At 55.5% G+C, this 19667-nt stretch carries 13 protein-coding genes and 1 pseudogene; 7 read left to right on the top strand and 7 right to left on the bottom strand.

From position 1 onward, the window contains the following. Positions 1 to 113 precede the first annotated feature (113 nt). Positions 114 to 1352, top strand: a complete 1239-nt coding sequence (locus GGI60_RS20555) for a hypothetical protein (RefSeq protein WP_183918539.1) — start codon at positions 114 to 116, stop codon at positions 1350 to 1352. After that, entirely contained in the window at positions 1330 to 3510 is a 2181-nt protein-coding gene (locus GGI60_RS20550; RefSeq protein ID WP_183918540.1) for a caspase family protein, read from the top strand. The genes GGI60_RS20555 and GGI60_RS20550 overlap by 23 nt, the downstream gene beginning before the upstream one ends. Positions 3511 to 3535: 25 nt before the next feature. On the opposite strand, the gene GGI60_RS20545 is transcribed toward GGI60_RS20550, so the two are convergent. The 4 genes from GGI60_RS20545 to GGI60_RS20530 are packed head-to-tail and all read right to left on the bottom strand — an operon-like array spanning position 3536 to position 7358. Then, positions 3536 to 4042 carry a hypothetical protein gene (locus GGI60_RS20545; RefSeq protein ID WP_183918541.1) on the bottom strand — a complete coding sequence of 169 codons (507 nt, stop codon included), beginning with the start codon at positions 4040 to 4042 and terminating at the stop codon, positions 3536 to 3538. Positions 4043 to 4085: 43 nt separating this feature from the next. Further along, on the bottom strand, positions 4086 to 4490 hold the full coding sequence (locus GGI60_RS32790; RefSeq protein ID WP_409527272.1) for a Mov34/MPN/PAD-1 family protein: 405 nt from the start codon (positions 4488 to 4490) through the stop codon (positions 4086 to 4088). Positions 4491 to 4546: 56 nt separating this feature from the next. After that, positions 4547 to 6229: a ThiF family adenylyltransferase gene (locus tag GGI60_RS20535; RefSeq protein WP_183918543.1), complete on the bottom strand. Its 1683-nt coding sequence runs from the start codon at positions 6227 to 6229 to the stop codon at positions 4547 to 4549. Then, positions 6222 to 7358, bottom strand: coding sequence for a CBASS cGAMP synthase (locus GGI60_RS20530; RefSeq protein WP_183918544.1), 1137 nt, complete (start codon positions 7356 to 7358; stop codon positions 6222 to 6224). The genes GGI60_RS20535 and GGI60_RS20530 overlap by 8 nt, the downstream gene beginning before the upstream one ends. A 118-nt stretch (positions 7359 to 7476) precedes the next feature. Here GGI60_RS20530 and GGI60_RS20525 point away from each other — a divergent pair, with 118 nt between their 5' ends. Continuing rightward, positions 7477 to 8439 (top strand): CBASS cGAMP-activated phospholipase, encoded by a 963-nt coding sequence (locus GGI60_RS20525; protein WP_183918545.1) that lies wholly within the window; start codon positions 7477 to 7479, stop codon positions 8437 to 8439. A gap of 36 nt (positions 8440 to 8475) precedes the next feature. Here GGI60_RS20525 and GGI60_RS20520 read toward each other — a convergent pair whose 3' ends face one another. After that, entirely contained in the window at positions 8476 to 9927 is a 1452-nt protein-coding gene (locus tag GGI60_RS20520; protein ID WP_183918546.1) for a hypothetical protein, read from the bottom strand. Then, on the bottom strand, positions 9924 to 10379 hold the full coding sequence (locus GGI60_RS20515) for a hypothetical protein (RefSeq protein ID WP_183934849.1): 456 nt from the start codon (positions 10377 to 10379) through the stop codon (positions 9924 to 9926). The genes GGI60_RS20520 and GGI60_RS20515 overlap by 4 nt, the downstream gene beginning before the upstream one ends. 457 nt (positions 10380 to 10836) lie before the next feature. Between GGI60_RS20515 and GGI60_RS20510 the strand changes: the two genes are divergently transcribed. The 3 genes from GGI60_RS20510 to GGI60_RS20500 are packed head-to-tail and all read left to right on the top strand — an operon-like array spanning position 10837 to position 16632. Then, positions 10837 to 14394 (top strand): NACHT domain-containing protein, encoded by a 3558-nt coding sequence (locus GGI60_RS20510; RefSeq protein WP_183918548.1) that lies wholly within the window; start codon positions 10837 to 10839, stop codon positions 14392 to 14394. Between the two features lie 37 nt (positions 14395 to 14431). Continuing rightward, positions 14432 to 15175: a hypothetical protein gene (locus tag GGI60_RS20505; RefSeq protein WP_183918549.1), complete on the top strand. Its 744-nt coding sequence runs from the start codon at positions 14432 to 14434 to the stop codon at positions 15173 to 15175. Continuing rightward, positions 15175 to 16632, top strand: coding sequence for a hypothetical protein (locus GGI60_RS20500; RefSeq protein WP_183918550.1), 1458 nt, complete (start codon positions 15175 to 15177; stop codon positions 16630 to 16632). Before GGI60_RS20505 ends, GGI60_RS20500 begins: the two co-directional genes overlap by 1 nt. A 312-nt stretch (positions 16633 to 16944) precedes the next feature. On the opposite strand, the pseudogene GGI60_RS20495 reads toward GGI60_RS20500, so the two are convergent. Then, a pseudogene (locus GGI60_RS20495) lies at positions 16945 to 17853 on the bottom strand (aldo/keto reductase); the annotation flags it as partial. An 87-nt stretch (positions 17854 to 17940) separates the two neighbouring features. Between GGI60_RS20495 and GGI60_RS20490 the strand changes: the two are divergent. Further along, positions 17941 to 19491: an ISL3 family transposase gene (locus GGI60_RS20490; protein ID WP_183918551.1), complete on the top strand. Its 1551-nt coding sequence runs from the start codon at positions 17941 to 17943 to the stop codon at positions 19489 to 19491. Positions 19492 to 19667 lie beyond the last annotated feature (176 nt).

Raw genomic sequence — 19667 nt, 5'->3', positions numbered from 1 at the left:
TGGTGAAGCAAAACCCACAGAGGGTCCAGCTTGCCGCGTGTAGCCCAAAGAATAACTCGCCTCAAGCGGGTGGCTGCATTACTATAGCTGCATCTCTGGGGAGGGGGTCTTCCATGACGGTGATCTACGTACATGGCGTGAAGGTGCGCGATGAAATGCAAGGTGTCGAACTTGCGAAACCATTTAGGCGTTGGCTTCAGGAACGGCTGGCGGTCGGCGGCGCGGAAATTGGCTACGAGCCCGTTTTCTGGGGAGGAAATGCCGCCAACTTCCGCTGGGATCTGGCGTCGCGCCCGAAAACAAAGCTTCTAGGCATGGGAGGCTCGCCCGGTTTTGCCGGCTTAGGATCCCTGAGAAACTCTGGAACATCGTCAATTCTGGATCGACCGAAATCGCCCAGTTCCGGAGGGCCGGTTTTGGGCGGCGCACCTGTCGGCCAGACCATACCCGCACCGCCGATTTCATCGATACCGAGAGGGAAACGCGCTGACTTTCTGGCGGATCTTTTTCTCGTGCTTTATCCGAAAAAACACCAAGGCAATGATCCCCTTGCCGATGAACCCTCTATCGCCGCGCTTGCGGATGCAGCTGCCGAAGTCGCTGGAAATTGGGACGACCTCGTCGCCAAAGAGGCTACAGAGGATGCCCGGCTTCAACGGTTACTCGTTGCCATGAAGCAGAGGCTGGACGATGACCAGCTCCTGGCCATGGGGGCAGTGGCGGATTGGCTGACGAAGGCTGGTGAAACCGTTCGGCGCGCGGCGACATGGCCGGGCGATGCTGTCTCGACGGTTTTCGCAGAGCTGCGCCCCACGGTAAATGAATTTGTGGCCTACTTCATTGGAGACGTTCTGGCCTATCTCAACGAGCGCGGCTCGGCCGACGCGCCTGGGGAGATACCGAAACGCATGCTGCGGGCCTTGAGGATTGCGCATAACCGCAAGAAGCAAACGGGTGAAAGGATTGTTGTGGTCACTCACTCGATGGGCGGTCAGCTCTTCTACGACGCGATCACCCACTTCGCATCCAGGGATGAGTCCTTGCAGGATCTGCAGGTCGATCACTGGGTATCCTGTGGTGCTCAGGTTTCCTTTTTTGCAGAACTTCGACTATTAAAGGATCAACCTGACGTTCAGAAACCAAAAAAGCTTCCGTTGCCTACCAGAGTTACGGCTTGGACGAATTTTTATGACGTTAACGATCTGGTCGGGTTCATCATGGAACCCGTATTCGATGGCGTCAAGGATCTCCCGTACGACACGGGGTATGGGCTAGCGCTGGCACACACCGGATTCCTTGGAAGACCGAGCTTCTTCCAGGCAATCGCAGATGCATTGGACAAAAATAGATGACTGGGGAGAGGGGATGCTGACTCAGGATGCAACAGAAGTAGGCCGATGGATTGATGCCGATGTGAAGGGAGGCACTGCTCATGTTCTGGTCGTCGGGGTCAGCGAGTATCCGCACCTCGATGGGGGAACCAAAGCATTGGCGCCCGACAATGGCGGCTTAGGGCAACTGTCGGCCTCTGCCCGGACTGCAGCCCATGTTTTTGATACCATTCGAAAAATGAGTTCAATTGTCGGATGTGAGGTGGCGTCATGCAGACTTTGTCTCTCACCTGGGGCCGATGAGAAAGCGGAGGTCGACGCGCTCACGGGCGGCAATTACCGCACCGCCCGGTTTGATGACATTCGCGCGGCGATAGACGCGTGGGGCGCCGATATTCTGCAATCGGGTCGGGCCGGAGGCGAGAATGTCGCTGTCTTCTTCTTCTCTGGACATGGTGTCGAGCACCTTGGGTCGCCTGCGCTGTTGGCCAGCGACATTCTCAATCCAAGCCACCCGAACCGAGGGAGCCTGGCGATCGCTCATGATCACTTGCTGCGATCGGTCAAAACCCTTGGCATCGACCGGGGCCTATTTTTGATTGATGCATGCCGGGATGCGCCAGAAATCGCTAAGCGGCTGCATATTGTAGGTCGCGAGATTATCGATCCTGATGCGGATCAAACGCGATCAGCCGAAGCTATGCTCAGCCTCATGTCGACACGCCAATTGTTTCAATCCTACCAGGTCGCGGGTGCGACCCGGACCATCTACGGCGAGGCGCTTCTCGAAGCTTTGGAGGGACCACCTCCGAGCTTCGATCCTTACGATAATTCTTCGGATCCGCTTAGGCTGAGGTTTGGCCGGCTCGAAAGCCATGTCAAGCAACGGGTAAAGGAGCTCCCGGCGCAGCAGACGGCTGCCAAGTTTCAACCGGTATCTCCGACGGGTGATCCATATGACGGTGAAATGGTCGTCGCGGTAAAGCCCAGACCAGGAACCGGGGGCCTGTCCGCCGGGGGCTCGACCCCGGAAATATCGCTTCCGGATCTGGTCGCGACGCGATCACATACACTATCCCATGGCTTCAACGTGACGCTGCCAAGCGTCATTGAGACCGCCAGAGCGGGTGAGCGTGATGTAAATGATCTTTCCGATTACGGCGTCATGCACGAAATCTTCGGTTCTGAGGCAATTACGATTCCCTGGCTTCAGAACCTGCATCTCACCGAGCTCAACAGCGGCGAAAAGATCGGCGCCAACACAATCTCCATCCGCAGTGCGCAGACCAAGCATGGGGACGGCCGCCTGACAACGCAGCTTGAACTCACCATCCAACCGGCCGCCGGCGAAGTGATTTGGTTGTCAGCGAGAGGCCGAAATGGGTCCTCGGTCGGGATAACTTTACCGCGCGATTACATGTTGCCAATGCCGGTTCTTCTCGAGCTTCAAATGGGATTTGAAGCTGCAAGCAGTCTGTGGGTCGTTGATAGTATGAGCGCCTGGCTCGCCGCAAACGAAACCCACGGTCGGCCGACTGTGGTCTGGCGCCGCCTTTTCGATATACAGCAGACCGAAGAGCTCGCTGATCTTGGCAGTGCAGGCCGCATGGCAGTCCATAAAAGGGTTCTTGAAAAAACGCTTAAGAGAAAGCGTGAATCTCCCGTCGCGGCCGCGATTGCGACATCAATTCTGATCAGGAGTAACGAACTTGATGCGGTTCACGACTGGCCTGCAAATCTCGCGAATTGGTATGACTGGCTGCCGGACGGGTCCGTTCTTTGGGCTGAGACCAAAATTCGAACTGCAAAGCGAGATCGAGGCCGTGTGATAAGGGAGGATGACGTTTTCGCCACAGCAACGCTTCCGGAGTATGAGGTAGCGAGAGAATACTTCAGCCGATTGGCCAGCCTCGGTGCTCCAAGGCTGACTTCAACTATGTTGTTTGCTGTTGGACAGCTGCCGTTTTGGCGCCGCGTCGTGAGCCGCGGCCATTTGTCGTTTATGGATTCCCAAAGGCTTATCGACGCCTGTGAGTGCGTCGAACGCTCGGCTCAGGCTCTCGTGTCGGGAAGCCTATTTTCCAGCTATTCGTTCGCGGAAGCGGCTTTCGATCCTGAGAACGTGCTCGGTCGCAAAAGGCGCGTAACAGTTCATTTTAGAGGAGCGATCGAAGGTTAACGCGGCGACTGGCCGATCTTTTCAATCAAGGAGGTCGACGGCCCCGTCGACGGTTGCCATTCGAGCCGGGGGAGCCGGGCTGATCAGGGTCGTAGTTGCGTTGTGTCGTCTCGTCGACTGCCGCCTGAATAGCAGCAATGACGCTCCGCCCTCTATGGAGGGTTGCGTCTACCAAGGTCTTCAGGTGCTCGGTCGTGGCTCCGCGAGTGCTAACATACCCCGATCGCACAAGTTCCACGAACGCCTCGGTTCGTAGATACTGGTTGCCAAGGCCGCTGTAGGTCAGTCGGAGGCCGCCACGCGGCCCTTTCAACATTCCGAGCTCACGCAGATAGTTGAAGTGGCCCAAGCTCATTATGATGCTGGCAGAGCCGGTTGACGCATAGTGCTTGACTAATTTGAGGAAAAAGCCGCTGCTGTTCAGTCGGTACTCGCTTTTCGGCGTAACGTCCTGGTCGTAGTTTCCCATGCGTGTGAGTTCCGCTTCGAACTGATCGTCGATCTGGACGTACCATTCCGGCTCGTCGAGCACTTGGCGCCGGCTGGATCGAATGAGCCCATGCTGCGGTGCAACGTCACGGGGAGTCGGCTGAAACCAAACTCATGTTTTTGACATCGCCACGATGCCCACATCCTGCCCACAAGCCTTTCCGACCCATGATAAGGAACACTATAGGGGACGCTCGCCGTCGGACGATCTTGCCCCATGTCGCGCGATCGATCATCGAGGGAGTAGGAAAGTCTTCTGGATGAGTGTGCCACTCACCGACGAACGTCTCTGTCCCAAAACTCTTGGTCCACGCGAGCGTGGCTGCCAATTGGTGACCGCGATCCTTGCGGTCGAAGAGATATCGCTCGCGAAGGTCTCGGCGTAGCGGAACTGTGCATTGACGGACTTGAACGTGATTGCCACGATAGCTGCCGATCAGTATCCCGCCGGCCTCAGCATCACCCTGAGTCCCCAATGTGAAGCCATTCATAGTGTCATAGACTTTCGCGGGAAGCAGGACGAATGCATCACCGGAGATGCGGAAAATCAAATCGTCTGGCATGCTGGGCAATCTCGCGATGGCGTGGGGCTGCCGTCTTTGACGGAGAACGCACGTGCTTGGTCAAACAGGTGCGAACGGAAGCGGTGACCGACATCTCCTCCCGCCCAGGCAAGTGCCATCTCGCAGATCAGTGAGGCCGCCGTTACTGATCTGGTGACCGGGTACGGGATATGAAGCGGGTCAGCGCACTGCATATTCGAAACTTTGATGACCTCGACATCCGGCCGGAGAGAGCGGAAGCGCGGCTCTCCGGACAATTGCGGCTTCAGGCACTTCAGACACGCATGATTCCGATCGCTGGTCATCAGCGCTTGAGCCATCGCGCCGTTTCCTATCAGATATCCGAATAATATCGGGGGCCACAAGCCATTAGAACGAACGGCACGTTCGTTGAGCGCAAGCGATAGCGCCTCCTCTCCCGTTGCATCGATTACCAGATCGTAAGGCAACCTTTCGCCGGCAGCTAGATCCAAAGCGTCGCCGGGACGGTGGACCACATCGAGCATCGGCAACTGTTGCTTCAAGAACTCGGCGCAGGCTTCGGCCTTGTTGCGATCGATGTAAGGGATGCCGAGCAGGTGACGTCCCAGATTGGCAGTACGAAGAACATCGGTGTCGAGAAGCGCCAACTGGCCTCCGCCCGTACCCGCGCCAGATTGCGCGAGCTGTTGGGCAAGAAAGCTTCCGATCGTGCCAACTCCCACAAGTAGAATACGTTTTCCAGCTAAATTGATCATTTTTCCCATGTTTCGGCTGAAGATGTAGTCCGTATCCGCTGGTACCCCATTTGCTCGACTGATTTCGACCTTGCTCGAAAACCGATTGAGCATGACTGGTAGGTTCGACTGCCGCGACTTCCGAAACTCATCCTTTTGCAGCACAGGCGGCAATGTCGCGCTGTACACGTAAGTTCCGTTTGCGGCTCGTATCGCTACCCATCGAGTCAATGCGTGCCCAGATGCGAACGATCGCTCAAGGTATCCCGGTAAATTCGGGTCCACCCATCGCAGCCATCGGTTTAACTCATGAAGGTTGTTTGGTGGCCACTGGTCGTTGGGGTTAAGCGACAAGGCCACTCCGGTCGAAACTACGAAGCAATCCTCGCCCTCTGGCAGTTTCTTGCCGCTGGCTCGGTGAACATCGGCCAACCACGAATCATCGAGGCAAAGCACAGGCGATCGTTCTTCCCGCCGATCGATGTCGAGAAATCTGATTTTGGCCTTTCCAGAGAAATCGGGCGGAAGGTCCACGAATAGAAAGGACGAGGCCCAGTAGTTATTGAATTCGTCAGCGAAGTCTGCGTCAGACCGCCCGCGGACGGCATCTCGAATAACGCTGTCTGCCTGCTCCAAACATTGCAATATGGTGCCGCCGGGATTGTATCTATCCAGAACCACCACGCCGTTAGCATAGTAGCAGAACGAGCGTGACTCTCCGAGCAGGTGCGGCAGACGCCGCCCTTTTACGTCATAACCTTCTTCGACGAATATTCGCGGAGGGCGCACGAAATCGATGTCGGTCACATCGACGCGGATAGGGACCCTTAGGCCGGTAGGATCAAGCAGGCCTCTATAGACTACCCGTTCCATTCCCCAGAGGCGCTCGAAACCCCGCTCGGTTAAGGCGTCGTGCACCTGACGAAGGGAACCAATATTGTGTTCATCCACTCTGCGATCTTCCGACCACAGGCGCTGCCACTACCTTTTGAGGTTGCGACAGGATGGTAACCTTCGCAGTTTCGGCAATGCTAACCAAATCGGGACGTGATGGGACACGTTTCCCGAGTGATGTCTGCATGGCAGTAACCGCTTCGTTCTCTTCGGTCACGCTGAAGATTGTCTTGCGAAGCTGAGCGGCGAAATCCTTCGCGCACTGCACCGCAACCTTGCGGCCGTCGGAAGAAATTCGATTTACGTCTTCATCCGGATCAGTAGGATTCGCAACCTTCCCCTCTAGATAGGCTGGGAGCTTTTCCAGCACCGTCAACAAGGCTTCATCTTCACGGTCAGGTATAAACGCTCGCCGAGTTGCTTCGAACGCTTGCCACGCGCAGATCATGAGCAATATGGACGACACTTCATTAAGTTCTGCGTTGTGGTGATCGCGCCAAGCTTTGAGGTAACGGCAAACACGCCGAAGCTTTTCCCCGTAAATGTCCACCGCACCCAGAAACCAGGTCTTGATCTTCCTGGGGTCAGAAACTTTCCAGTCTTCCTTCCGATGAGCTAGCAATACGCAATCTGAGGGCAGTGCTTCCCAGGTATCTGGCCGTGCGCGATCCGAGAAAGCGGTGTGACGGCTATCCATCGCTTTTTCCAGCACTACGAATTCGGCATCCGGAATCGCGTAAAGCGGCACGTCGATATGGGCGTTGCGGCTGATGACAAGACGGCAGCACGTGTCTTTCTCTTTGTACTCCCAGCCCTCTTCCGTGGCCATCTCGCGAAGGACGCGGTCAACAAACTCAAAAAACAGCGCAGAGGCTTGAGAGGGACGTGCGCCCTTTACGAACGACATTGGCAAGTAGCACCCGTCATCCAGATCCATCTGTTGTTCTGGTGGCCAGGCAGGGTCATTCAGCGTCTTGTAGGAATGGCTTCCCTGCGTGAAAAAACGAGGCGTGATCGCCCTGCCGAAGAGATCGTGGCTTCGTTCTGCGAACGCCTCCCTTAGCCGTTGCCGGATTTTAGTTCTGGCTTGCAGTAGAGCCTTCTTGGCTTCATCTTCCGGATCGATCCCCAAAAGGAAACATTCGTTTGCAACCGTAGTGTAGAGCAGCTTTGATACGTTGGCCATAAATTCCCTGTCCTGGTGATCGGGCACTTCGATTCGGAATAACTACCAATAGTACTGTTACTCGTTAAATAAGCAATATACACACATCATCTAGTGTAAACCGGAAGGGAAATCAAACGTGGCCTTCAGAATCCTATCCCTCAGCGGCGGCGGATATCGCGGGTTGTATAGTGTCGCGATTCTCAGACATTTGGAACAGCAAGCTGGCAGGCCGATCGGGGACTGCTTCGACATGATCGCGGGCACATCGATTGGGGGCATCATCGCCATTGGCTTGGCGCTTGGTAAGCGAGCAGACCATATCGAACGTGTCTTCCTCGAACGCGGTGAAAAAATCTTTCCCAGGAGCGAATCCAGGGCGCTGAGACTGCTGTCGAAATTGAGGACTGGACCCAAGTACAAGAATGCCGAATTGCGTTCTGCAATCGATGATGTGATTGGCCGCGATGCATTGCTTGGCGATGCAAGGACGAGACTACTTGTCCCAGCCGTAAACATGAGCAAAGGTCAGGTTCAGATGTTCAAGACACCGCACAATTCGCGGCTCGTCCAAGACAAACATCTATTGGCAGCGGATGTCGCGATGGCAACATCGGCTGCTCCTACGTTTTTTCCTATGGCAAGGATCGGAAATTCGAACTACGTCGATGGAGGGCTAATGGCGAACGCCCCCGATCTATGCGCGGTTCACGAAGCGATGCAGTTTTGCGGGCAGAACATCGAGAATGTCCATGTCCTCAGCATAGGCACCACGTCGATGAAATTTTCGCTTCCGAATTCGATAGGTCGCGACCTCGGAGCCTTGGACTGGTTAAAAAACGACCGCTTGCTCTCGACTGTCATGACGACACAGCAGCAACTGGTTACCTTTATGATAGGGCACCAATTAGGTGATCGATATTTTCGGATCGATCGGGAACCGTCTACTGAGCAGTCTTCAGACCTCGGACTGGACATCGCGAATGAGAATCGTCGAGAAACGTTGCTCGCGCTTGCCGACGCTTCCTACCAAGATATCGCGGCTTCGCCCAGGTTGATAGAGTTTCTCGATCATCGGCCTGAGGCGCCAGAATTCACTTAAGTGCGATAACACCGTCGACATGTGATTACTTCCACTTTAGGTCCGCGTTCCGACCTCAGCTGGAACGGGCTGTCCGTCACGATGATATGTTGTGAAATTTCGATCCAGAAACAATCTTAGCGCCTCAGCGGAGGCGCGGGCGGCAAACGGTTTGTATCGGTCGCTCTTCCGAGGATCTGCGTGATCCATCACGCCTTTGATCACCAGCCAATCGGGAACCCCACTCGACCGCGCAACCGCGGCGATCGTGGCGGCCTCCATCTCAAGCCCCACGACACTGCGAACTCCTAACTGCTTTAATTGCTCCCACGTGACACCATCCTTCACGACCATGTTGCCGCTAGCGATAGGTCCCACCTTCAGTGCGATTGGGAGTTTTTTTGGTGGTTCGGTGTCTAGGTAAGTTGATCGCTGGACATCCTCCTTGCCGAGCGCGGTGAGCTCGAGAACTCCATCGACGAGCTCGACAAATCCTTGCTTTTCAAGGGTCTCAATTAGCCTCTTCCAATCACCGTCCTTAAAGTATCGATTATGGGCCGGATGATTCCTTGGATCGTCGCCTGCGAGGAGTCGCTCAAGCAACCAAAATCGGGCGTCACGATCAGACGGCGGGCCGTAGCTAGGCAAATCCTCTGCCTTAAGATCTTCAGCGGCTCGCTTCCACGCAACAGACACAGGGAACTGGCGGTGATCAGCGACAAAGCTGTTGGTCTCCCGCTTGCCCTCATCGTGCTGGTACGCCAATTCAGATATAACAAGGTCTCCCAGCGCGACTTCTCCAGGATTACCTGCGCAGACACCGCACATGACTAGACACTGCGGCGAAAGGCGCTCGATCAAGGCGGCTGCCAACCTGCCTGTTTCAATTGAACCCATGCGATCTGGCTTGGCGAGCGCGAGTCGAAATAACTCCTTTTCGCCTCTAACGTAGTTGCCGACCGTATAAGGCGCGCTAACGTCATTTCGCTCTTCCCAGCTTAGCACTCCGTTGCCCGGAGACGTTTCTGAGAAGGCCACTTTTGCGGCTTCATACTCCAAGGGAATCGCCGTAACTAATAAAACATCGATTTTTTCGGTCACGCCTTGAGTTCCAGGTGGCTTCCGGTTGAGTTGGAAGTGACCTTTTGTCAGCTGGTCGGTCCAATAGTTGCCGCTTAGTTCTTCGTCATTATCGTAGAAGCGGAGAATTGCTGCCCCCTTGTAGGTGCCCTTAGCATCGGATCCAATCGCTTTGGGTTCGACCTCGTATATATAGTGCAAAACTGGAAGGCCGGACGCATCGTACCCGGCTTGAGACAGGACAGTGTGCGAATTGGAACCTGGAGAGCGCACAATTAGCGCCACTCCCGCCGGACTATGCCTTATACTGGCTGAAGCGATGACAGTGCCGGTTGCTTCGCCACGTTGCCAGTGGATTTTCATGCTCCACTCGCCGGAGAGATCGGGCAGCGTGCTTTGAATCTTGGAGCGATTTTCGCCGGAAGTCATTCGGGAGACCCAACAATATTTGGCGCCGCGACGAATACCTCTGTACCATCGACGAACAGTGCGATTCCGTAAGATTTGCTAACCACCCCAGTTGCAATGACGCCCGTTAAGGTCGAGCCGAACATAGCAGCCGCATAGCGTCCGCCAACAACGCGGTCATTTGGAGGGAAAGACACCGCGGCGATCGGCGGAGAAAAATATTGAGAAATTAGCTGAAGCTGCAGACTGGATGAAAGGACGTGAAATCCATCGTGATACTCAGTCGTTTGGTCGGAGACTTTCAAAAGCGCGTCGACGGTCGGCAGGGATGGTTCTAGTTGGATTTTTGGGCGAAGAGGAGTAATCGGCAGGTGGCAAGGAATGTCGCTTATGATTATCCCTAGGCCGGAAAACCGGGCTGTCGCCTGGTTTCTGACAGTGAGTAGTAGCTCCTGAACGCGTTCGATCTGCACTGTGAGCCTCGCTGCTTTTGCTGCAGGTGTATCAAAGTGGAGAAAGCTAGGGAAGCTGCCTCCACATTCGATTGTGCGGAATGGTTGCAGCTCCGGTTCGATTCTTGTCAAGGCGGGTTAGTCGGCCGACCGCGGGTCTTTTTAGGGTGTAGTGACACAGAGGCGCTCACTTCCACCGAGACCGGGATCGGTCGGTGAAAAATACGTGTCCGACGCCCATTCATCGACTTTATTCAGAACCTCGTCGAAGAGCGTGCCGGGGTTGTTCAATGTCAGGTTGGTTATTAGAGCGGCGGCATCAGATGCCCAGACTCCTTTTGAAATCACCTCCGCTAGGAGCGCAAAGCCGATGGGGAGAAGCTTGTGGCTGTGTCAAACTGCCTTAAAACTGTCGTTGATATGCAATCGTCAATAGACAATGGTTGTGTGTCGGCAATCTCATCAATGATCATGATTCTTGTCTGAGCTATCAATAAAAAACGCAGCGATAACGCGCACTGGATACGATTATCAGGACCTAATCGGGATTGAGATCCTGATTGAGTACTATCGCGATCCGGATAGATACGAATGGGTGCAACTGGAATCGGAAGACAGCGAGTTCGGCGCGCTGGAGGACGTAGTGGCCGCGTTGCCGGACGGAACTTTCGAACTAGCCCAGGTCAAATTCACGCCGCGACCCGATATCTACCCGCTCAATTGGGAATGGCTTCTTGAAAAGAAGCCCAGGGGTACGTCTCGTCTTCAAAAGTGGGCAGCGTCCCTGCAGGCGCTAACCCTTAAGGGCAAAGTGAAATCCGCTTGCCTTAGAACAAACCGGCGGCCGGACGTCGACTTCGAGAAATCGCTCCGCAACACGGTTATCGATCTCGATGCCTTGGACGCCTCGGTGAGAACGAAGATCGAGGGGCAGCTTGGCGGGGTTGATCAGACCTCAAGCTTTTTCAGCAACTTTGAGTTCAAGCATTCGGAGAAAATGATTGATCGGTTGGAGGCCACCCTCCGTGGCCGACTGGTACCGTCATCTACGAATAGCGAGGGTTGGCTGCTTCTCCTTCATCAGGCAAGGCGATGGGCATCGCTACGAAACGAACCGCAGCCCGACGGAAGAATCACGCACAAACATCTCACGCAGATCATCTCCCGAAACAGACCCCAGCCTCTTTCGCAGGATTTTCGCATCCCGCCCGGATATGAGCCGCCCAGTCTGCAGTTCCATGAGGACCTTATGAGGCGTGTGGCCGATCGGCCCGGCATCTGGGTGCTCTGGGGTTCACCCGGCCGCGGAAAGAGCACATATCTCAGCTACGCCGTGGATCAATTGCGTGCGCACGACATCCCCGCAATACGTCACCATTACTTCTTATCGCTAGCCGATAGTGGTGATCGAAACTACTTCGCGGACATCGCGTCCTCGCTGATGGACCAGATGGTCGTTCGCTATGGCGAGGCTGTGAAGGGTCTCGAGGAGGCTCCAACCGAACTGAGAAAATGGGTGGAGGCCTGTGGCGCACATTTCGCGATGCAAGCGAAGCCGTTTGTCGTCGTTATCGACGGGCTCGATCACGTAGCCAGGGAATATGCCGATCTCGGTCAAATGAATCAGCTATTTAACGCACTGCTTCCTTGCCCGCCCAACGTCACGGTGCTGGTCGGTACGCAGAAGGTTGCTGACTCCCACCTTCCTTTTCGGCTGGTGCAACATTCTGTCGACGAGTCGTGGATCGAAGTTCCGTCGATGGACCGCGATGCTGTTCATCGTTGGATCATCATGCAGCATAAAGCCGGGCGTGTTCTGCTGAGCGACGTACATTCAAACCGCACCGAGCAACACGAGCTCGGCTCGATTGGAGACGCATTCTACGACATCTCGATGGGCCACCCGCTGCATTTGATATATTCGTTCGAAGCGATGGTTCGAGGAGGTCTCGCATTCGATGCGGAAGAGATCGGACGGCTTCCAAGTTGTCCTGAGGGCGATATCAGAAAGTACTACGCGGGATTGTGGCGCGAATTGTCCCCTTCCGCCAAGCAGACCATTCACGCAATTGCCGGTTCCGGCTTCAGATGGACCGAAGACGGGTTGCGAAGATGCTTTGGTCCCATTGAGGAGATTGACCATCTCCTTGAATTTCAGCGTTCTGGCGTCGCCCCGTTCCATGGAAGCTTGCTAGCCTTTGCTAGCGAGCGAAGTGACCATTCCGCGTCGTTTAAAGCTCTCCTGCCGAGAATCGAAACGTGGCTTAAGAGCGATGCACCCAAGTTTCAGAGATGGGGATGGCTCTGGATCATCCAGGCACTGAATGGGAACGAACAGGACCTGCTCAATGCTACGACGCGCCAGTGGGCTATAAATTCACTCGTTGAAGGATGGCCGTCCGAGCAAATTGTAGAAATTCTCTCGCGCGCCGAGGAACTGGCCTTCTCGCGCGACGACTTCGTTCGCACGACCGAACTTCGCACTCTCAAAACGCGGGTCGAGAACGGGCCAGAGTTTCAGGTTCAAAATTTTGGACAGTTCTGCGAGGTCGCCATACGCACCGCCTCAAACATTGAAAGTGTCGTCTTTTCGGCAGACCAACTTGGCTCATTGGGATCTGACGAGATCGTCACTTTAGTTAAGACAACGCCTGATCGCTCATCCGACATCATCGAGGATGCTTTTGAGGAACTGCGGCGCCGTGTAAATCTTTGGATCGAGCTACGCCATCGCCCTGACAGTGACTTCGAGCTCTTGGTCCGCCACTTCCTTGAGGTTGCAGCGATCTATCCGCAGACCGACGTAACCCGCGCGATCAGGTTTCTAAAGGGATTTCGGGTAGATGGAAGCCGAAATAGCTCCTTCAGGACCTTTGTGGCTTTCCTTCGCAGAGAGAAAAGGAGCGACCTTCTCATTCGTGCGGCGAAGGCACTCAACGGGGAGAAGGACATTTCCTGGCGTCTGCAAATTGAAGATGCTCTCGTGATTGTCGCATCGACAACGGGACAAGATGTCTCCAAGGCGTACGCTCCGCGCTCCCAGGTCAGCCCACTTCTATCGTGCTGGCGCCATTTCCATAAATCGACAGATAAACAGCGCCATGTAAGCCTTCCCGATCCATCCGCCTCTATCCGCAAAGAGCACGAGTACGGACGTAACCCAGACGCCGAGAATTATTTCGTTTCCGTGTTCTTCACTGCTCTCGCGAACTGCCTTCATGGCCACGAGGTCGCCGGTACGGCCCCCGATGGATGGGCGGGGGAGGCATTTGAGAATTTAACAAATCTCGCGAAGGACATTGCTGCGGGCCGCGCGCAATTATCCTTCGCTGCGCCCTATTACGCAGCACGCGACATTGAGCCAGTTCGCAACGATCGTATTACCAATCCGGAAGGCACGCAGTACTCTTCCTTTGTCCATGCACTCAGTGACATCGCCGTTGGATTGCATGCGATAAAAACCCCAGCGGGTCGTACCCTGAGAGTGTCCTCGGATGAAATACGCACGGCTCGCTCCTCGAAACATTGGAACGAAGATTCGTGGATGGCCGCTCAGATCGAGAGCGGTCTTGCCCTGCTTGAAACCTCGATGGCGCAGCTTGCGTTGGACTCCGCTGTTGCGGTGGAAGCTCGGTCGGTCACTGAATCCAACCAACGGGCAGATCGGTGGATCGAGCTTGCAAGGTATGCACTTCTGTATGAGTTGCCGGCAACGTCACTTTTGGCACGAGCCGCCAACAGTCTTATCGGTTATGGATGGAGAAAGGATCCATGGATTTACGACGTCTTGGATAGCATCGAGGACGTCCACCTCGGCGGCGCGAATGTCATACCGCTGCTAGATAAGATTGTCCCAATCATTGAGATGATTACTGAGTTCACTGATGGGAAAGGCACCAACCACGCGAGAGTCGCCCTAATCGAGAAGGTTGCTCGTATTAGCCGAACGTCTCATTCGATTTTATTCACACCACATTGCGAACGACGACCATCATCTTGCGGAAGTCGCCCTTCAGAAACACATCGAGCTAATTGACTTCGCAGCACCCGATTCACGTGCACTCGCACGAGCATTGGTCGAGTTCAGTGATCTGGCGACGCTTGCGAAGCGCACCGATCCCGCAGCTCAGGCCGCCACGAACCAGCAAATTCGGTTGCTCGGTGGAATACCCACCGATCATACGTATCATCCGAAGGACAGCAGCTCCGACTTGCAGAGAATCGACGCTCCGGATGCGACGAAATACAAAGTAGCTGAGTTCGACAAGTTGATTGCGGATTTGTCAGACCACCGAATTGGCTACGAAGAACAACGAGCGGCGGCGAAGCGTTGGCTGCATCACTGGAAGGTCAAGGGTCGCGCAATGCAAGCTCTCAATGCAATTCGCGGGTATCTAGACGCCACACGTACAAGCCAATCCAGCAGCATCGCTGAGGAGCTACTCAACGATGCTTTTGATGCCAGTCTCGGCGTGGAGGACCGTGAGGAGTCGTATCGTTGGCTGGTGCGCGCCCATGTTGCCCGGCACGGTTGGCAATCGAATTGGACCTCTGAGACAGAGATCAATCGTCGACTTGATGCAGCCGCAAAACACTTCCCTGAAAAATGGAAGGAGTACATTCACGACACTTCCGATCAAGCTCCCTACTGGGAACGCGCAGGCTTCTCATTTGCTATTGATTATCGCTACCTGGTGCGCTTTCTGCTTCTCGTCGAACAGAAGGAACTCGCTTTCGATCTAACGAAAAACTTCGTTGAAATCCTGGTCGCCGAGGTTTCAGACCAGCCGCTCCCGCCGTGCCCGTGGTATCGGTGATGGACTCGGCACGTTTTCTTCTCGAACGTCTGAATTGGCCCGTTCGCCTTGCGAGGCTGCAAGCCGCGCGTGAATACGCAAATCTGTTCGCTGACCCATCCTTCGGAGCGGTTGCGCTTCAGATGTACCTGACCTGGCTTTCGGAGCGTCAAACCGAAAACGAGGTCTGCTCGGGGCTTGCTGTTTTGCTCGCCGCGAGCACCAACTACCTTCCGGGCGTTGACGTCCTTTCGAAAAATCTACCATGCCCGTCGATACTCGCCGATTACATGCTCAAGGAGATCTATGGGCCGGCCGCTCCTAGCGGCAGTTGGGCCTCACGTCATTCGGGTCGAGCGCCTCCTTCGTTCGAACCTGGCGAATATTTCTTGCGTCATCAACGAGATCAAATACCTCCGTCGCTCGCGGCAGAACTTCTCCGGCTAGAACGGTTGTCCGGTCTACCCTTCTTGAAACAATGGGCCTTTGAATGGGAGCACACGAAAACCTCGACGGACGCACCTCTTTCCGGATTTCCGTACCATTTCCTGGAGGCGGCGTTGGAGCAATCTGGCGTGTCAGCCCAGCTAGATCAGCGTCAAGGCGACATCTATCGGTCGGCCTATCTGCGAACACTTCATTGCGCGGTCGATATTTGGCGCATGCCTTTGGAAGAGGCCTGCGAGGCCGCGACCAAGTGCTTGCCGCTCAATCGCGGTCTAGTCGACATCGGACCAGTTGATCGGCCCCACTGGCTCGGAGAACTCCCGGATGAGTGCGCTCCAGACAATGCACCGCTCAAGTCCATCATGAAAGAGATTCTGAAGGCAGCGACGAAATCTGATGGCTTAGTTCCAGTCCACTTGAGGACGCCGCTTTCATTGAAAATTTCGGAGTTTTCCTCTCTGACGCTGTCATGCGCGCTCCTGAGCGAAGACTTTGTACCCGTCCCTGATACGGACATTGCAGATCTCCGCACAACAGCTTGGGATCTTCCAACTGGATCGCTTTTTGCAGGTCAGCCACGCCAACTCGGAGTCGATGACTACGCTCCGCCGACCTCGCGGGGCACACGATTGCCTTTTTGCGTCGACATTTTCCCATTCCCTTTCGGCTATTGGATGGGCGATCTATTTCACCTCGGTTTGAGCCTACCAGCGAGCTACGCATTCAATGAGGTTATTTCTTATCACTGCAGAGGCGGTGGAATTCTCACCGAGATGAATGGTCAAACAATTGGACGCTGGACGACTTGGAACGATCACTGGACTTACCTTTATCCAAAGGGCGGCAACACGCGCTGCGGTTCCGTTAGCGAAATGCGGCCCGTCGATATAATTACCGCCGCGGATCGTTTCGGGCTAAAGGTGGGGTGGACAGCGGATGTCAAAATTTGGTGTCGAGAAAAAAGTTACGATGAGCTTAAGTTAATCCAAAAGAGCACTTTTCTCTTCGATGACGGCGAGATTGTTCGCTGAATGATCGTCGAGAGGGGCTTCGGGAACGCAAAGCTGAGAAGCAGCGAAGCGGCTGCCGTTGATAACTTGATCTTTCCGTCGCATGAATGGCTGCAATTGTGCTTTCACGGCCCAAAATCTGCCGGTCTGCTCCGGCCCCAAATCAGTCATCCCAACCAGGCTAAGTTATTAGCTCGACTACGGATCTTCCAACGGAAATTTGCAATAACAGGGTCGTTGGTTCTGATCCTTTCAAGGCGATAACTCCCGGCTTTTGGGCCCAAAGCGGCAATCGCTTTGGGCGCAAGTATGGTCGCCAGTTTTAATGATGGCTTACGACCTCCGTGGCGCTTCCACATCCGAATAGGCTTGGACCGCATTTGGCAGCCGCGCTCCGGCGATCTTGACCGCCGCGACGGAGGCGTTCAGCTCTGCAATTTCCGATGGCGAGAACTGGATGGCCGGAGCACCGATGTTTTCGACCATGTGGGCCATCTGGGTGGTGCCAGGGATCGGCACGATCCATGGCTTCTGCGCCAACAACCACGCCAGAGCAATTTGACCGAGCCTCGCCTGCTTTCGGTCGGCCCATACCTTCAGGAGTTCTACGAGCGCCAGATTGTGGGGGATGTTTTCGGGGGAGACGCGGCCCTCAATGCTCCGGATGTCGCCTGGCGCAAACGTTGTCTTGGCATCGATCGCTCCGTTCAGGAAACCGACGCCAAGCGGGCTCCACGGCACAAAGCCGATGCCGAGTTCTTCGCAAACCGGAATCGCGCCATTCTCGGGACCGCGCCACAGCATGGAATATTCGCTCTGCACAGCGGTAAGGGGTACAGCGGCATTCGCGCGCCGCAGCGTCTGCAATCCCATTTCCGAGAGTCCCCAATGCAGAACCTTACCTTCCGACATGAGGTCTTTGACCGCGCCGGCGACGTCCTCAATCGGCACTTGGGGGTCAACGCGATGCTGATAGAGCAGATCGATGCGGTCGGTGCGCAACCGCTTCAACATGCCTTCGACTACGATCTTGATATGCTCGGGACGGCTGTTCAGTCCCGGCTTGCGCTCCCCGGTCTCCTGATCGATGTTCCAACCGAACTTTGTGGCGATGACGATCTGGTCGCGGAACGGCTCCACGCCCTCTCCGGGAATCCTCTCGACTTCGTGCGGTCCGTAGGCTTCGGCAGCGTCATAGAAGGTCAGCCCGCGCTCAAACGCGCTCCGGATGATGTTGTGTGTGTTTCGGCGTGCAATTTTGGGTCTGACTCAGTTTTGATGCAATTGTAACGATGCTGCTTTGCTGGTTTCCACAAAGGAATCAGCCTGATGAGCACCAAGTTTCGCCCCTCTGATTTGGTACCGGCTGGCTTCATTGCCGAACGCATCACCCACATTGACGATGAGACCTGCATCTTGCTTTCCCGAGCCGGCACTACCGCGTCATGTCCGGCATGCGGACGAATGTCGCGAACGGTTCGAAGCCGCTATTGCCGCCAAGTCGCGGACCTCCCCCTGTCGGGAAGGCGCGTCAGACTTCTCGTCCGCACGCGGAGGTTCACCTGTGATGCGGTGCTCTGCGGCAGGCAGATATTCGCCGAGCGGTTCGGGGATGTGCTACCTCCCTACGCCCGACGAACCGGGCGTCTCGAGCATCTCGTCCACCATCTGGCCCTCGCGCTTGGAGGACGCCCGGCGGCGCGTTTTGCACAGCGGCTCATGCTTCCCGTAAGCAACGACACCTTGCTCCGCGTCATCCGCAGGCAAGGATTGCCGCCGTCAATCCCGCCCGCGGTGATTGGCATCGACGACTGGGCCTGGCGGCGCAATCATCGCTATGGCACGATCGTGTGTGACCTGGAACGTCGGCGGCCGATCAGTTTGCTGCCCGATCGTGAGCCAGCGACGGCAGAGGCCTGGTTACGCGGCAATCCCCAAATCCAAATCATTGCTCGCGACCGCGGCGGCGCTTACGGGCTGGCGGCGGCAAAGGCGTTGCCCGATGCAGTGCAAGTCGCTGATCGATGGCATCTGATGGAGAATGCCAGCCGTGCATTCCTGGATTCCGTCCGCAAATCGATGCGGCAAATCCGCAAGACGCTCGGTTCAACGCGCGTCAATCCTAAACTTCTGACCGCGGCCGAACGCCTTCAATACGAAGGCTATCTCCAGCGCGAACAGACCAACGCGGCGATCAAGGCGCTTGCAAAGGACGGTGTCACGATCAAGGAGATTGTGCGCCGTACCGGTCATAGCCGCGGCTTGGTCCGCCAGGTGCTCAGAGGGCACCGCAACGATGTCTTTCGGTCAAGAGAAAGTTCGTTGGAGCCCTATCTCGAATGGCTCGACGCGCAATGGGCTAGCAAGCGGAACGGCACTGAGCTATGGCGGCGATTGAGAACACAGGGCTTTCGTGGTTCGCGTCGGGTCGTGAGTGAATGGGTCACTCGGCGGAAGCGGGCCGAAAAGGCCGATGCTGAATCGTTGACCCGCATCCCCTCTGCCCGAACGATTGCCCGCCTTTTGACAACCAGCAGAGACAACCTGACGAAATCCGAGACCGTCACCATCGCTGCAATAGAAGGCGGTGTACCCTTGCTGGTTAAAGCTCGCGACATCATTGCTGACTTCCATCGCATGATCCGGCGCAAGGCGGAAAACGAGCTTGCGCCGTGGATCGACCGCGCTCGCGAAAGTCTGATAGCCTCCTTTGGCAACGGCGTTGCGAAAGACGTACAGGCAGTCCGGGCAGCGATCGTCTCACCGTGGTCCAACGGACAAACTGAGGGGCAGATCACCAAGCTTAAACTGGTGAAGCGCCAGATGTACGGTCGCGGAAAGCTTGATCTGCTTCAAGCCCGCCTGATCGGCGCGTCATGAGAGAATTGCACCAAATGTGCGTCAGAGCCAAAATTGGACGCCGATAAGGGGTGAATTTTGGATGCTGATTGACAGTGAAACGTAACCGATGTTCCACTCCCACGTTGTCCTTCCTGCCCTGATCTGTGATCGGCTTTCCATGGATGAACAAAGGGAGTTTCTCCATGGAGACTACA

This window comes from Rhizobium lentis, from assembly GCF_014200175.1.
GTDB lineage: Bacteria > Pseudomonadota > Alphaproteobacteria > Rhizobiales > Rhizobiaceae > Rhizobium > Rhizobium mulingense.
This window is presented reverse-complemented; position numbering and strand designations above follow the sequence as displayed.